Source organism: Kingella sp. (in: b-proteobacteria) (assembly GCF_030527935.1).
Classification (GTDB): Bacteria; Pseudomonadota; Gammaproteobacteria; order Burkholderiales; family Neisseriaceae; genus Kingella_B.
In genome coordinates, this window is the sequence record NZ_JAUMZV010000050.1 from 1 (window position 1) to 15234 (window position 15234).

Below are 15234 nucleotides of genomic sequence, written 5' to 3' on the forward strand. Positions count from 1 at the left end.
GGGGAAATTCTAACTTAATGTGAATTTCCTGAGTTATCTAGGACAGCCCCAAAAAAAATGGATAGTATTGATACTTTTCTCAATCAAAAAAATTATGATATCCGACAATCCAGAAATGCACGTTGGATAGACCGAAAATGTACTTACGATGTCATCCAAATTATTGCTGATGCCATTTTAGAATACACACAAGACGATTGCACGCTAACTTTTTCAGTCAGGGATATTTGGAATAGTCAGTACTCACAAGAAAACGTTCAAACTATTTTTTCCAAACCCAAACCCGACAAACCATCATCTAAACATGAATATGACAAATTTTTTGGACAGCCACTTAAACTGCTCGCTTATTCAGGTATTTTATTGGAGCAAAAATCAGGCAGTAGTTATGCATATTCCATTGCACAACTGGAAATACTGCAATATATCGCGTTACGCCCCTTGAATGCACTTAGATTTCTAACTAAATACATCCGAAAAGTATTGAGCGATAGTGGTTTAATTGCTACATTTGATAATTTCTTTAATAAACAAAGCAAAGAAAGTTATCAAAAAGTCCGCGCAGTATTTTTTCAATTCGTATATGACAATACACCTATAACAGGAAAATACGAACCAGGCCGGATTTTTACCAAAATCATCAATCCATTGGCATTTGAATCCCAAAAGAAAGGAACAGTAAAAGGGGACTTATCCAAAGACATTATTACGTTACAGGATTTGACCTACAACCGCCTAAACTGGCGTGATGAGCGTTCAGGTAAAGCAAAAAGTGTCTCACGCAATCAACACGAAATCGATAGACAACCTGAAAGCACTTATTCAACCTACCTAATCCAAAAAGCCAAAAAAGACGTGCGAAAATTTAACCAGCAGTTTTACAATAACAAATCTGAAATTTATCAAATAGAAGAACAAGTTATCGCCAGCCAAATCCACCATATTTTTCCGCAAGCCGATTACCCCTCCATTGCTGATTTTTTGGAAAATCTAATCGCTATTACGCCCAATCAACATTTTCTGATGGCGCACCCTGATAACAATACACAACAGATTGACCGGGATTTTCAGTATATCTGCCTAATAGCAAAATGCTCGCATATTATGGAAAATCTGTTATGCACAACCGACCAAAAGCCTTTTTATAATTTTAATGATTATAAAACCGTATTAAATACAGGTTTAAGAACCGAAGTATTTAATGAAATTACCCATTTAGATTTTGCTGCAATAATTAAAAAAATAGATTATTTCTACAGCGATTTTTCTGATAAATATCAGTCGTTAAAAATAGATAATTATCCCAAAATCCCATTTCAGGTTGCCTGAAACAACTTTGATAAAGAAAACCTAACGCTATATTCGTAAAAGAAGCCGACAGCGCGTAGGATTTATGCTGCAAAGCACGCAGTTTCCCGCTTCTAGGCTGCCTGCCCCCCAACCCAAGGACCCCCCAAAAAATGATTCCCTACGGCAAACAAACCATTTCCGAAGCCGACATCGCCGCCGTTGTTCGCGTTTTACAATCCGACTACCTTACCCAAGGCAGCCAAGTCCCCGCCTTTGAAAGCAGCCTGAAAAACTACTGCGGCGCAGCGCACGCCGTTGCCGTGTGCAACGCCACCGCCGCCCTGCACATCGCCTGCCAAGCACTCGGCCTGGGCAAAGGCGACATCCTGTGGACAACGCCCATCACCTTCGTTGCCAGCGCCAACTGCGCCCTGTATTGCGGCGCAACGGTGGATTTTGTGGACATCGACCCGCACACGCTCAACCTGTCCATCCCCCGCCTAGCCGAAAAACTCGCCGCCGCCCAAGTTTCAGGCTGCCTGCCCAAAATCGTTATCCCCGTGCACCTGTGCGGCGAATCCTGCGATATGGCGGCGCTGCACCAACTCTCACAGCAATACGGCTTCAAAATCATCGAAGACGCCTCCCACGCCGTCGGCGCAAGCTATCAGGGCGGCAAAGTCGGCAACTGCCGATACAGCGACATCACCGTATTCAGCTTCCACCCCGTCAAAATCATCACCACCGCCGAAGGCGGCGCGTGCCTGACCAACAGCCCCGAACTCGCCAACACCCTTGCCCGCCTGCGCAGCCACGGCATCACCCGCAACCCAGATGAAATGACGCACGAACCCGACGGCGCATGGTATTACCAGCAAATAGAACTCGGCTACAACTACCGCATGACCGAGCTGCAAGCCGCGCTCGGCGTAAGCCAAATGATGCGGCTGGACGAATTTGTCGCCCGCCGCCACGCCCTTGCCGAACGCTACGATGCCCTGCTCGCCGACCTGCCGCTCACTCTGCCCCACCGCAACCCAAACAACCGCTCCGCCCTGCACCTTTACCCCGTTCAAGTGCAGCCTGAAAGCGGCAAAACGCGCCAGCAGGTTTTTGACTACCTGCGCGCCCACGGCATCGGCGCAAACGTGCACTATATCCCCGTGCACACCCAGCCCTACTACCGCCAACGCTTCGGCTTTGCGCACGGCGACTTCCCCGCTGCCGAAGCCTATTACGCCCGCACCATCAGCCTGCCGCTGTATTTCAGCCTAAGCGAAGATGAGCAGGACAGCGTCGTCGCCACGCTGAAACAAGCGTTTCAGGCTGCCTAATCTTGCTGCGCAGGTTGGCGTTCCCCAAACAACAAAACGCTGGTTATCCGCCAGCGTTTTAGTTTGCCCATCCATTCTTTATTTTTCGCCAGATCAGGCGTTTCGCCTCCTACCACGAGCAGGGGCAAGCCCCCACGCCCATAGCTTAGGCAGCCTGAAACCATTTCCCCCATTTCAGGCTGCCGCAACCCATGCTCACACCCCAAACACCCCATTCAACACCCGCTCAATCTCCGTGCGCACCACCGCCTTATCCCGATTGCTGTCCACCACCGCATAACGCTCGGGCGCAGATGCCGCGCGGCGCAGATACGCCGCCCGCACCCGCGTGAAAAAATCCGCCTGCTCCTGCTCAAAGCGGTCTTTTTCGCGGCTGCGCTCAATCCGCTCCAACGACACCGCCAGCGGCACATCCAGCAAAATCGTCAAATCGGGTTTCAGGCTGCCTTGCACCCAATCTTCCAATATGGCAATTTGCGCATCGGGCAAACCGCGCCCGCCGCCTTGGTAGGCAAACGTGGCATCGGTAAAACGATCCGACACCACGTTCACGCCCTGCGCCAGCGCAGGCAAAATCACATCCTCCAAATGCTGCCGCCGCGCCGCAAACATCAACAGCGTTTCCGTGTGCAGCGAAACTTGGGTGGCGGGGTTGAGCAGCAAATCGCGCAACGCCTCGCCCAACGGCGTGCCCCCCGGTTCGCGCGTAAACAACACGGGCAGCTGCTGCGCGGCAAACCAATCGCGAATCACGTCTAGCTGCGTGGTTTTGCCCGCGCCGTCTATGCCGTCCAAAGTGATAAATTTTGCTAACATGGCTGCTCCTTGTGTAAAAATTTGCCAGCTATTGTATGGCAAAACAGGGGGCTTTGTTATAGAATACTGACAACAAAATAATTTTTCCCAACCCTTTGTAAAGGATTCAACCATGTTCCCAGAATTTCGCGACCTAATCAGCAAATTGAAACAAGAAGATGCACACTTCGCCCGCTTGTTTGACGAACACAACGAGCTGGACGACAAAATCGCAGGCTTGGAAAACGACCCTGTTACCAGCGCAACTGCCGATGCGGAAGTGGCTGTATTGAAACAGAAAAAACTGGCGTTGAAAGACCAGTTGTATGACATCTTGAAAGCTGCTGCTAAAAAATAACCCGTTCTAAACGCAAAAACCGTTATCGCTTTGATAACGGTTTTTTGTTGGGTGGGATTGGGTTTCAGGCTGCCCTAAACCCACAACAAAAAGGCAGCCTGAAAACCTTTTCCGAAGCCCATTTTAGCTTCACTCGTTTTCAGGCTGCCTTGATTCGCCAACCCAACCCAGCATCACCAAATATTAGACTTAATCTCCCGCTTCAGCACAGGATGCTCGGACAGCTTAAATTCAGGCTCTTGGATGCCGCGCCGCACTTTCACGCTGTAATCTTTTAACAGCAGCAGCACCGTTTTATACATCAGCACAATCGCAATCAGGTTAATCAACGTCATCACGCCCATGGTCAAATCGCCCATGTCCCACACCACAGGCATTTCTGCCACCGCGCCAAAATACACAAAGCCCAGCATCAGCAAACGGAACACCAGCAGCACCAAGCGGTTGCCGTGCAAATATTTCACATTGGTTTCGGCGTAGGCATAGTTGCCGATGATGGTGGTAAAGGCAAACAAAAACAGCACCACCGCCAAAAATTGCTGCGCCCAGCCGCCAATTTGGCTTTCCAACGCCGCTTGCGTGAGCTGGATGCCGCTTAATTTGGTGTCCAGCGACACATTAGACAGCAAAATAATAAACGCGGTGCACGAACACACCACAATGGTGTCAATAAACACGCCCAGCATTTGAATCAGCCCTTGCGACACAGGATGCTTCACATCCGCCGCTGCCGCTGCATTGGGCGCAGAGCCCTGCCCCGCTTCGTTGGAATACAAGCCGCGCTTGATGCCATACATCATCGCTTGCGACACGATGCCGCCGAACAAGCCGCCGCCCACCGCCTTGCTGTTAAACGCATCGTGAAAAATCAAGCCCAACACGCGCGGAATCTCGCCCGCGTTCACCATCATCACATACAACGCCACCAGCAGATAAATCACCGACATCAGCGGCACCACGCCTTCTGCCACCTTTGCCACGCGCCGCACGCCACCAAAAATAATCGGCGCAGCCAGCAGCACCAATACCGCGCCGATGCCGTGTTTATAAGCGCGCCACGCATCCGCCGACACACCGTGTGCTTCGGTCATATTCGCCGCCGATTGCACCGCTTGCACAATGGTATTGGCTTGGATGGATTGGTACACACAGCCAAAGCACACAATCAGGCTCACCGAAAACAGCACCGAGAGCCAATGCAGATTAAGCCCATGCGCGATGTAATACGCCGGCCCGCCGCGAAACAAGCCCGTTTTCTTATCGCGCACTTTGTATAGCTGCGCCAACGCCGATTCGGCAAACGCCGAAGCCATGCCAATCAACGCCACCAGCCACATCCAAAACACCGCGCCCGCGCCGCCCATAGAAATGGCAATCGCCACGCCCGCAATATTGCCCGTGCCCACGCGGCTCGCCAGCCCTGTTACAAACGCTTGGAATGATGTAATCCCGTGTGGGTCGTTGGGGTCTTGGCGGCTGCCCGAAATCTCTTTCAGGCTGCGTCCAAACAGGCGAAACTGCACCAAGCCTGTGGTCAGCGTGAAAAACACGCCCACGCCCAAGAGCAGCCACAGCAACCACGCCCAAAGCGGCGTATTGATGGCGTTCACCACGCAATGCACGGTGCTTACCAAGCCATCTTGCGCGAAACAGGAAATATCTTGCTTATACATAAAATGTCCTCAAAACAATTCAGGCAGCCTGAAAGCTGCCAAACTCTTGTTAAGAATTGTAATACAAGCGGGCGGGCAGCCGCAAATTGTCGGCGGGGATTTTGTGGGCGGGGATGGGGTGTTTGATTTGGCGGCTGTGCTGTTTTCAGGCTGCCTATCGTGCTGGGCGTAACCGTTTTTGGGTTTGGTAAACATTTGTTTGCTAATAGGCAGCCTGAAAAACATTTGCCAAACCAGCAACCGATGGAGCATCGGCGGCTCGCCGACATCTTGCCAACCAGTAAAGTCTAGCTAAATGCAACCCTTTGGCGACGAGCCGTCGCCACTCCATTTTGGTTTTCAGGCTGCCTTAAATCATCATCAAAGGCAGCCTGAAAACAAAAATCGTTTGGTGTCCTGCCAAATGAATTTTTTACTGGATAAATTGACTTTCAGGCTGCCTAACGCTTCACAACTGTTTATACTACTGCCACCCTTTCCCCTACGTCCAGCCGAACGGAGCATCCTTTTTTCGGGAAAAAGCGTGCGCTTGTTCGACGACGCACGAAGTGCGGCTAGTTCGCACGCGCCGAAAAAAGGATGCGCAGTGAGGGAAGTTCGCGCAGCGAACCTGCACGTCGGGGTCGCCTTTCTTTGCTTACTTTCTTTGGCGAAGCAAAGAAAGTAAGTCGCCCGCGCCGCGATAAGGCGCAAAGGTTAATCCATCAGAAACATTAACCGAAGCACAACCCAAGCCATCTTGGCTTTACAGAATTTCTTTTTCAGGCTGCCTACTCGTTTGCGCATAGCAACAACGTTGCCCTGTAAACAGCCATTCACAAATAGGCAGCCTGAAAGCCAATCTATCCAGCAAAAAACTGCTTGGCAAAACACCAAGCGATTTTGCTTTTTCAGGCTGCCTTTGCAAACGATATAAACGGCGTGCGCAGCAAATTGCCCCCCTACGCTTTGTTTTCAGGCTGCCTTTTGCTTACATAATTAGGCAGCCTGAAAATTCCAAACACGCTAAAATCCCCCTTTTCCTTTCTTTACACAACACAACGCCATGCAAATCAACCACCGCCCCATCGGCAACAACCACCCCCCCTACATCATCGCCGAAATGTCCGCCAACCATAACGGCAGCCTGAAAACCGCCTTTCGCATCATAGACGAAGCCAAAGCCGCAGGCGCAGATGCCGTCAAAATCCAAACCTACACCGCCGACACCATCACCCTGCCCAGCCGCGCCCCCGAATTTATGATTAACGGCGGGCTGTGGCACGGGCAATCGCTGTATGAGCTCTACCAAAAAGCCCACCTGCCGTGGGATTGGCACGAGCCGCTGTTTGACTACGCCCGCGCGCAAGGCATCACCCTATTCAGCTCCCCCTTTGACTTCACCGCCGTGGACTTGCTAGAACGCCTAAACGCCCCCGCCTACAAAATCGCATCGTTTGAAGCCATAGACCTGCCGCTGATTCGCTATGTTGCGCAAACAGGCAAGCCCATGATTATCTCCACAGGCATGGCAGATGCCAACGAAATCGCCGAAGCCATCGCCACCGCCCAAGACAACGGCTGCACCCAGCTTGTCGTGCTGCATTGCGTCAGCGGCTACCCCGCCCCCGCCGCCGATTACAACCTGCGCACCCTGCCCGACATGGCAGCGCGTTACGGCACACTCGTAGGCTTGTCCGACCACACGCTCGACAACACCACCGCCATCGTCAGCATCGCCCTAGGCGCGTGCGTGATAGAAAAACACTTCACGCTAGACCGCAACGGCGGCGGCGCAGACGACAGCTTCTCGCTAGAACCCGCCGATTTAGCCGCGCTCTGCCGCGACAGCCGCACCGCATGGCAAGCCCTAGGGCGCGTGGAATACGGGCTCAAATCCAGCGAACAAGGCAACGCCCAATTCCGCCGCTCGCTGTATTTTGTGCGCGACATGAAAGCAGGCGACACCATCGATGCCACCTGCATCCGCAGCGTGCGCCCTGGCTTCGGCTTGCCGCCCAAATGCTACGACCATCTAATCGGCAAACGCGTAACCCGCGATATTGCCGCCTACACCAAAACCAGCTGGGATTGCATTGATGCAGCCTGAAAACGCCATGCAGCCCAATGGAGCGGCGACGGCTCGTCGCCAAAATGGGCGCACGGAACAAACTGCGCTTGCCCGTAAGCAAATGTCGGCGAGCCGCCGACGCTCCATTTTGTTGCTAACCGCTTTTAGCGCGTTTATCCCTTTGACTGGGAAACCGACTTTCAGGCTGCCTAAACACAATTGATGATTGGAGAATAAACAATGCGCACCACCCCATTATTGCTTACCGCCGCGCTTGCCACGCTGCTCACCCCCCCATCGCCCAAGCCAAGCCGCCCGCCAGCCTGAACGACTGCCAAGCCTATATCCAATTTGTCTCGCAGGTGTACCACTACACCAGCATTTGCGGCGAAACGCACGGAGGCAAAAGCGTTGCCGCGCTGGTGGAGCGCAATAAAGCCAAATTCTATGGCTATCAAACCGTCATGGAAAGCGCGTGGAGCGAGCAAGCGTTATCCGAATACGATGCCGCCATCAGGCAGCAGTAATACCAAATCGCCGATAACGACAGCGATGCCGCACGCGAGCAGAAAGCCGCCGCGTTTTTCCAAGGCGAACGCGCCAATATGACCACGCTGATTAAGCGGCAGTTTCAATAACCCGCGCATCAAAGGCAGCCTGAAAACCGCCCAAACAGCGTTTTCAGGCTGCCTGCTTGACCCTGCCCCCAAGTCAAGCCTTATCCTGCCCTATCATCTAATCCACAAGGGGAAGCCCAATGTCCACCCAACACACCAATTTCCAAATCAGCGGCATGACCTGCCAAGCCTGCGCCAGCCGCATTGAAAAAGTGCTCAACAAAAAAGACTTCGTTGCCAACGCCAGCGTGAACTTTGCGGGCGAGACCGCGCAAGTGGAATACGACAACGCGCAAACCACGCCCGAAGAGCTGATGCAAATCATCCAGAAAACGGGTTTTCAGGCTGCCATCAAAACCACCGCGCTGCCCGAAATGCAGCCTGAAAACGCAAGCGATTGGCGCAGCCATTGGCGTACATGGCTGCTGCTTGCCCTTGCCGCGCCGTTTATGCTGGGCATGGCGGGGATGCTGTTTGGCTCGCACACGCTGATGCCGCCCGCTTGGCTGCAAATCGCCCTTGCCAGCATCGTGCAACTTTGGCTGGCGGTGCCGTTTTACCAAAGCGCGATTGCCAGCGTGCGCGGCGGCTTGGCAAATATGGATGTGCTGGTTTCCATCGGCACGCTGGCGATTTATCTCTATTCCATCGGCATGATGCTGGCGGGTTATCCCGTGCATCATGTTTACTTTGAAGCGGGCGTGATGGTGATTGCGTTTGTGTCGCTGGGCAAATTTCTAGAAGAGCGCACCAAACGCGGCAGCCTGAACAGCTTGGGGCTGATGATGCAGCTCACGCCGCGCCAAGTAACCGTGTTGCGCGGCAATCAATGGCAGCCTGAAAAGCTGGAAAACGTGCAAATCGGCGACACGCTGCGCGCCGTGCAAGGCGAGCGCATCGCGGCGGATGGCGTGGTGCTATCGGGCGAAGCGTGGGCAGACGAAAGCCATTTAACAGGCGAGAGCCAACCTGTTTACAAAACCGCAGGCAGCAAAGTGCTGGCGGGGTCTATCCTATCGGGCAGCGTGGACTACCGCGCCGAGCAGTTGGGCAGCAACACGCTGCTGGGCGACATGATGACCGCGCTGGCGGATGCGCAAGGCAGCAAAGCCCCCATCGCGCGGCTGGCAGATAAAGCCGCCGCCGTGTTCGTGCCCACCGTGTTGTCCATCGCCGCGCTTACCTTTATCGCCACATGGCTGTTCACAGGCAGCGCAACAAAAGCCCTTGTGCACGCCGTTGCCGTGCTGGTGGTGGCTTGCCCCTGCGCGCTGGGCTTGGCAACGCCCGCCGCCATCATGGCAGGCATGGGCGTTGCCGTGCGACATGGCGTGTGGTTCAAAAACGCCGCCGCCATGGAGCAAGCGGGGCATATTGACACCGTGGTGCTGGACAAAACAGGCACGCTCACCCAAGGCAAGCCCGACATCGCCGCCATCTGGACTGCGCCGAATATCAGCGAAGATACGCTGTTTCAGGCTGCCGCTGCCGTGGAGCAACATGCCGCCCATCCGCTTGCCAAAGCCATCGTCTCGCACGCCGCCGAGCGCGGCATCGCCATCCCCACCGCCACGCAGCCTGAAACCGAAGCAGGCGCAGGCTTGCAAGCGCAAGTGGACGGCATCGGCTTGGTGAAAGTGGGCAAGCCTGATTTTGCCAACTTGGATGTTCACGCCATTTGGGGCAACGAGCAGCCTGAAACCATTGCCGACAACATTTGGCGCATCGCCAGCCTAGTCGCCGTCTCCATCAACGGCGCAGCCGCAGGCGCGTTTGCCCTTGCCGACCCGCTCAAATCCGACAGCGCCGAAGCCATCGCCCGCCTGCACGCGCATGGCATCGGCGTGTACATACTCAGCGGCGACAATGCCGCCACCGTGTCGCACATCGCCAACGCGCTCGGCATAAACCGCCAACACGCCCACGGCAACCAATCGCCGCGCAGCAAAGCCGACTTCATCGCCCAGCTCAAAGCACAAGGGCGCAGCGTGGCGATGGTGGGCGACGGCATCAACGACGCGCCCGCCCTTGCGCTGGCAGACGTAGGCTTCGCCGTGCGCGGCAGCACCGCCATCGCCGAACACAGCGCGGATGCCGTGCTGGTGCGCCAATCCGTCAACCAACTGGCAGACGGCATCTTCATCGCCCGCGAAACGCTGAAAAACATCAAGCAAAACCTGTTTTTCGCCTTTATCTACAACATCCTAGGCATCCCACTCGCCGCCGTCGGTCTGCTCACCCCCGTCATCGCAGGCGCAATGATGGCGATGAGCTCCGTATCCGTGCTCGTCAACGCCCTGCGGCTGAAAAAATTTCAAGCGCGGTAGGGGCGCATGGTGCGGGGAGCATAGGCAGCCTGAAAAGAAAAACCGTTTGGCGTTGTACCAAACGGTTTTTGTTAGCGAAACCGAGTTTCAGGCTGCCTGAAACCGCATCATCCAAGGCAGCCTGAAACGCCTTTTACCCAACCAGCACACGGCTTGCCAGCCCCGTAGGGTGGGCAACTCGTTGCCCACCAAAATATTCCCATTTACCCAAACCGCATCCCATCCCAAAAACCAGCACACGGCTTGCCAGCAAGCCGTAGGAACGCGAAACAACATTTCAGGCTGCCCACCACCCCACCCGCGTTTAAGCAGCCTGAAACGCACAAACAGTTTTTCAGGCTGCCACAAATGGAGCAGCGACGGCTCGTCGCCCATTCAATAAGCAGCCTGAAATAAAACAGCATCAAACGTTTTCAGGCTGCCTATTCGCATCCAAAGCAGCCTGAAAACGGATGCAGCCCGAAACAACATCCAGCCATTTTTAAAAACCAGCACACGGCTTGCCAGCAAGCCGTAGGAACGCGAAACAACATTTCAGGCTGCCCACCACCCCACCCGCGTTCAAGCAGCCCCAAAACCTACACCCCCTGCAACACCATCCCCCCAAAATCCCCCGCCCATTCCACATCCCCCCGCAGCCTTACCCCCGCCACCTGCTTGCGCAACACCACCCCGTACACCGCCGCATTCTTCGCCCACAAAAACTGCCCCGCCGTCTCCACCAGCTGCCAATTTTCAGGCTGCCCCACAGGCGGCAAATGCACCATAAACCGCCCGCCATCCATCTGCCAGCCCACCATCCGTGCCAGCCGCCGCAGCCGATTAAACGACACCCCATTGCGCACATCAGGCAGCCCATCATCCCGCCACCACCGCCACACCGAATGCGGATTTAACCCCGTCAGCAACACCACCCCCTGCGGCTGCACCACCCGAAACAACTCCGCCAACGCCAGCAACAACGGCACATCATCATCAGGCAAATGCGGCGCAAGCACACAATCAAACGACTCATCGCGCCAAGGCAACCGCCCCGCCGAAGCCACCACATCCGCAGGCAACGCATCGCATTGCAGCAACACCGCATCAAGGCAGCCTGAAAACGTGTGCAACGGCTGTTCGCGCTGCAAACACGAGCGCATCTCCGCCCATGCCAACCGCCCGCCCGCGCCCAAACACAACACCTCCCGCCACGCCCGCTCCCCCAAGGCAGCCTGAAAAAACCCCCACTCCTCACGCCACACAAACCGCCCCCAGTCCTCATCACGCAACCAAGCGTATAAATTTCGCCAATTCATTATATTAGTCCCGTAAAGTATCTATTTACCTTTTAAAGCCAAGCACTTAGCTTGACACAGCACGCTAATATCATTACGATGCGAACCTATTTTTTCGCACGAACACCCTCCCGTCAATATGAAAACCATAAAAAACATTGCCCTAGCCGTCAGCAGCCTCATTCTTCTCCCCACCCTAGCGCACGGCGAAACCTACAAACCAGCCCAAACAGGCGCGGCAATGATGCAACTGCAAAACACACCATTCAGCAAAAAACCCATCGCCACCTTCCTATCAGGCGGCAGCGTGTGGGACAGCCTACGCAAAAACTTCCGTATGCAAGAAGTCAATTCAGGGCTGGTGCGCAGCCACGAAACCAAATTCGCCCAAAACAGCGCGTATTTCAACCGCACCATCCAGCGCAGCACCCCCTATATGTACTACATCACCGATGAAGTCAAAAAACGCAATATGCCCGCCGAAGTCGCCCTATTGCCGTTTATTGAAAGCGCGTATGTAACCAAAGCCCGCTCACACGTTGGCGCATCAGGCTTGTGGCAATTTATGCCCGCCACAGGGCGACACTACGGGCTAGAACAAACCCCGCTCTATGACGGGCGACACGACGTACACGCCGCCACCAACGCCGCGCTCAACTACCTGCAATACCTTTATGGACTATTTGGCGACTGGTCGCTCGCGCTGGCTGCCTACAACTGGGGCGAAGGCAACGTAACCCGCGCCGTCAATCGCGCCATCGCGCAAGGTCTCCCCCCCACCTACGAAAACCTGAAAATGCCCGCCGAAACGCGCAACTATGTGCCCAAGCTGCTTGCCGTGCGCAATTTGGTAAACAACCCCAGCGCGTTTGGCTTAAAACTGCCCGAAATCAAATCCGAGCCATATTTTAAAACCGTAACCGTCAAAGCCCCGCTGGACATCCGCGCCGCCGCGTTCCTTGCCAACATTCCCGAGAGCGAATTTCTCGCCCTAAACCCCGCGTTTAAAACCCCCGTATTCATCCCCAAAGGCAACAGCCGCCAAATGCTGCTGCCGATTCAGGCTGCCAAAACCTTTGAAAGCAATTATAAAAATTCCGACCTGAACACCCTATTATCATGGGATGTTTACACACCCAACAGCCGCATGGCATTGCAAGACATCGCCGCGCAAACAGGCAGCAGCGTGAGCGAAATTCAACGGCTCAACGGTATCCGCTCCGCCTATTTAGAAGCAGGGCGCACCATTTTGGTGAATAAAAACCGCGCATCAGGCATCAAGCCCGCTTCCGAATTTGCCAAAGCCGATTTTGACCCCGTGCCCGACACCTTTAAAGAACAAGCACCCGTGCTGAACAAAGGCACGGCAAACTTCCCCGCGCCTACGCCTGTGGTCGTAGCCAACACCCATCTCAACACCTTGCCACAGCCTGAAAACAGCCCCGCCGCAGTCGCGCAAACCAGCACCCAAACCAGCATTAGGCAGCCTGGAAAACCCGCCATCACGGTTACACAAAACAGCATCAAACCCGCCGAGAAAACCAGCATCGCCGCCACGCCCGTGGTTGTATTCAAACCGCAAACGCAGCCTGAAAAAGCAGAAACCGTTGCCCAAGCTGCCAAGCAGCCTGAAAAAACCACCATTGCCGCCACGCCAACGGTCGTATTCAAACCACAAACGCAGCCTGAAAACGAGAGCGAACACAACGAAGCCCCATCCAGCCAAACCGCCAGCAACGACCATTCAACCGATGACGAGCTGATGCAACTCGCCCGCGCTTCGCAAGAACGCATCCGCGCCGCCGAAGCCAACAAAGCCACTCTCGCCAGCGAAGCCGTGAAAGCCAGCCTAGCGCAATCCGATGCCGAAGAAAGCCGCGCCCGCGCCGCCAGCGAACAACGCGCCACCAAAGAACGCGCCCGCCAGCAGCAACTCGCCACCGCCGAAAAAGCCAAAGCCCCCGCAGCCAAAGAGCCTACCACCAGCACCCACAAAGTTGGCAGCGGCGACACCCTATACAGCATCGCCAAACGCTACAACATGGACGTAGCCGAGCTTGCCGCGCTCAACAAAATCAAAGGCAACAACATCAAAGCAGGGCAAACGCTCAAAGTCGCCCACAGCGGCAACGCCAGCAAGCCCCAGCTGGTTAAAGCCGTTGCCAAAGGCAAAGCCGACACGCCAGCGCACGACAACCGCGCCAACGACAAACGCAACAAAAACGCCAACCCCGATAACAAAAAAGACAGCAAAGCCGACAAACGCAAAGCCGAACCTGCTGCCAAAAATAAACACGACAAACCCAAAAGCAGCCCATCCAAAAACGAAAAACCTGCCGCCAAAGGCAAAGGCAAAAAATAAGGCAGCCTGAAATCTTGGTAAAACCATCAGGCAGCCTGAAAAAATCATCACTGCCGTCATTCCCGCGCAGGCGGGAATCTTGGTTAAACTTAAACAATGGTTTGTTTTTACAACTAATTTCTGAATGTAAAACAAGATTCCCGCCTACGCGGGAATGACGGCATTTCTTATTTTCAGGCTGCCTATGTGGTTTGGCAAAAGTCTCAACCCAATGCAGCCTGAAACCAAACCACAACCGCTTATCGCCCTATCGCCCAAACCAAAACGTCGGACACCCATCCGACTTTTTTCACACCCGCCTGCCATGTGTCGCACAAATCCCCATAACCACGCCCCGCAATGTAAATAAACTTGTTGCCCACGCTAACGAAAGTTTACAATCCATCCACTTTCAGGCTGCCCATCCCAAGGCAGCCTGAAAACACCATAAGGACACGCCATGCCACTAAACATCCCAATATGCCTTACATGGGCGCGCATACTGCTCATCCCCATCTTCACCGCCCTATTCTATCTCCCCGCCAACTGGCTCGCCCCGCAAACCATCAACATCACCGCCGCCGCCATCTTTGCCGCCGCAGGCATCACCGACTGGCTAGACGGCTTTCTCGCCCGCTATCTCAAACAAACATCCGATTTCGGCGCATTCCTAGACCCCGTTGCCGACAAACTCATGGTCGCCGTCGCCCTTATCCTGCTGGTTAAACTAGACCGCACCCTAGCCATCTACGCCATGATAATCATCGGGCGCGAAATCACCATCTCCGCCCTGCGCGAATGGATGGCGCAAATGGGCAAGCGCAACAGCGTTGCCGTTGCCTATATTGGCAAACTCAAAACCGCCGCCCAAATGGCCGCCATTTTTGCCCTATTGCTCTACGAAATCCCCGCATGGCATCTGCCACTCTTAACCATTGGCAACGCCCTGATGTTCATCGCTTCCGTGCTCACCATTTGGTCTATGTGCTACTACCTAAAAATGGCATGGCACGAATTCAAATAAATTTACAAACCAGCTTGACAGTCAAACAGAAGTCGCTATAATGGCGGCTTCTTTGCTTTTGGCAAAGACAAAGCGGGAATAGCTCAGTTGGTAGAGCGCAACCTTGCCAAGGTTGAGGTCGCGAGTTCGAGACTCGTTTCCCGCTCCA

18 protein-coding genes and 1 tRNA gene are annotated in these 15234 nt (G+C 54.4%); 11 read left to right on the plus strand and 8 right to left on the minus strand.

What is annotated here, in order from left to right; translation table 11 throughout:
• Nucleotides 1–57: 57 nt before the first annotated feature.
• Nucleotides 58–1329 carry a restriction endonuclease gene (locus tag Q4A85_RS12030; protein WP_303110683.1) on the plus strand — a complete coding sequence of 424 codons (1272 nt, stop codon included), beginning with the start codon at nt 58–60 and terminating at the stop codon, nt 1327–1329.
• 131 nt (nt 1330–1460) lie between these two features.
• Entirely contained in the window at nt 1461–2624 is a 1164-nt protein-coding gene (pseC, locus tag Q4A85_RS12035) for a UDP-4-amino-4,6-dideoxy-N-acetyl-beta-L-altrosamine transaminase (protein WP_303110685.1), read from the plus strand.
• 195 nt (nt 2625–2819) lie between these two features.
• On the opposite strand, the gene tmk is transcribed toward pseC, so the two are convergent.
• Nucleotides 2820–3440, minus strand: a complete 621-nt coding sequence (tmk, locus tag Q4A85_RS12040) for a dTMP kinase (protein WP_303110687.1) — start codon at nt 3438–3440, stop codon at nt 2820–2822.
• A gap of 112 nt (nt 3441–3552) precedes the next feature.
• Between tmk and Q4A85_RS12045 the strand changes: the two genes are divergently transcribed.
• A complete protein-coding gene (locus Q4A85_RS12045; RefSeq protein WP_303110689.1) occupies nt 3553–3777 on the plus strand; it encodes a YdcH family protein in 225 nt (74 codons plus the stop codon).
• A gap of 173 nt (nt 3778–3950) precedes the next feature.
• On the opposite strand, the gene Q4A85_RS12050 is transcribed toward Q4A85_RS12045, so the two are convergent.
• Nucleotides 3951–5450, minus strand: coding sequence for a sodium:alanine symporter family protein (locus Q4A85_RS12050; RefSeq protein ID WP_303110691.1), 1500 nt, complete (start codon nt 5448–5450; stop codon nt 3951–3953).
• A gap of 46 nt (nt 5451–5496) precedes the next feature.
• Between Q4A85_RS12050 and Q4A85_RS12055 the strand changes: the two genes are divergently transcribed.
• Nucleotides 5497–5622 (plus strand): hypothetical protein, encoded by a 126-nt coding sequence (locus Q4A85_RS12055; protein ID WP_303110693.1) that lies wholly within the window; start codon nt 5497–5499, stop codon nt 5620–5622.
• 30 nt (nt 5623–5652) lie between these two features.
• On the opposite strand, the gene Q4A85_RS12060 is transcribed toward Q4A85_RS12055, so the two are convergent.
• Together Q4A85_RS12060 and Q4A85_RS12065 are read right to left on the minus strand one after the other, a co-directional pair.
• Complete coding sequence (locus Q4A85_RS12060; protein WP_303110695.1) at nt 5653–5781, minus strand: hypothetical protein; 129 nt, start codon at nt 5779–5781, stop codon at nt 5653–5655.
• 414 nt (nt 5782–6195) lie between these two features.
• A complete protein-coding gene (locus Q4A85_RS12065) occupies nt 6196–6318 on the minus strand; it encodes a hypothetical protein (protein WP_303110697.1) in 123 nt (40 codons plus the stop codon).
• A 177-nt stretch (nt 6319–6495) separates the two neighbouring features.
• On the opposite strand from Q4A85_RS12065, the gene pseI reads away from it, so the two are divergent.
• Nucleotides 6496–7539 (plus strand): pseudaminic acid synthase, encoded by a 1044-nt coding sequence (gene pseI / locus Q4A85_RS12070; RefSeq protein WP_303110698.1) that lies wholly within the window; start codon nt 6496–6498, stop codon nt 7537–7539.
• A 170-nt stretch (nt 7540–7709) separates the two neighbouring features.
• Here pseI and Q4A85_RS12075 read toward each other — a convergent pair whose 3' ends face one another.
• Nucleotides 7710–7850 carry a hypothetical protein gene (locus Q4A85_RS12075; RefSeq protein WP_303110700.1) on the minus strand — a complete coding sequence of 47 codons (141 nt, stop codon included), beginning with the start codon at nt 7848–7850 and terminating at the stop codon, nt 7710–7712.
• 12 nt (nt 7851–7862) lie between these two features.
• On the opposite strand from Q4A85_RS12075, the gene Q4A85_RS12080 reads away from it, so the two are divergent.
• A complete protein-coding gene (locus tag Q4A85_RS12080; RefSeq protein ID WP_303110702.1) occupies nt 7863–8027 on the plus strand; it encodes a hypothetical protein in 165 nt (54 codons plus the stop codon).
• Here Q4A85_RS12080 and Q4A85_RS12085 read toward each other — a convergent pair.
• Nucleotides 7992–8210 (minus strand): hypothetical protein, encoded by a 219-nt coding sequence (locus tag Q4A85_RS12085; protein ID WP_303110704.1) that lies wholly within the window; start codon nt 8208–8210, stop codon nt 7992–7994. The genes Q4A85_RS12080 and Q4A85_RS12085 overlap by 36 nt on opposite strands.
• Before the next feature lie 47 nt (nt 8211–8257).
• Here Q4A85_RS12085 and Q4A85_RS12090 point away from each other — a divergent pair, with 47 nt between their 5' ends.
• Nucleotides 8258–10444: a cation-translocating P-type ATPase gene (locus tag Q4A85_RS12090; protein WP_303110706.1), complete on the plus strand. Its 2187-nt coding sequence runs from the start codon at nt 8258–8260 to the stop codon at nt 10442–10444.
• Nucleotides 10445–10531: 87 nt separating this feature from the next.
• Here Q4A85_RS12090 and Q4A85_RS12095 read toward each other — a convergent pair whose 3' ends face one another.
• Nucleotides 10532–10819: a hypothetical protein gene (locus Q4A85_RS12095; protein ID WP_303110708.1), complete on the minus strand. Its 288-nt coding sequence runs from the start codon at nt 10817–10819 to the stop codon at nt 10532–10534.
• A 203-nt stretch (nt 10820–11022) separates the two neighbouring features.
• On the minus strand, nt 11023–11742 hold the full coding sequence (locus Q4A85_RS12100; RefSeq protein ID WP_303110710.1) for a class I SAM-dependent methyltransferase: 720 nt from the start codon (nt 11740–11742) through the stop codon (nt 11023–11025).
• Nucleotides 11743–11860: 118 nt separating this feature from the next.
• Between Q4A85_RS12100 and Q4A85_RS12105 the strand changes: the two genes are divergently transcribed.
• The 4 genes from Q4A85_RS12105 to Q4A85_RS12120 all read left to right on the plus strand — a co-directional run bounded on the left by Q4A85_RS12105 (nt 11861) and on the right by Q4A85_RS12120 (nt 15234).
• Entirely contained in the window at nt 11861–14083 is a 2223-nt protein-coding gene (locus tag Q4A85_RS12105) for a LysM peptidoglycan-binding domain-containing protein (protein WP_303110712.1), read from the plus strand.
• Between the two features lie 154 nt (nt 14084–14237).
• Entirely contained in the window at nt 14238–14432 is a 195-nt protein-coding gene (locus Q4A85_RS12110; RefSeq protein WP_303110714.1) for a hypothetical protein, read from the plus strand.
• Between the two features lie 90 nt (nt 14433–14522).
• Nucleotides 14523–15086, plus strand: coding sequence for a CDP-diacylglycerol--glycerol-3-phosphate 3-phosphatidyltransferase (pgsA, locus tag Q4A85_RS12115; protein ID WP_303110716.1), 564 nt, complete (start codon nt 14523–14525; stop codon nt 15084–15086).
• 72 nt (nt 15087–15158) lie between these two features.
• Nucleotides 15159–15234, plus strand: a tRNA-Gly gene (locus tag Q4A85_RS12120).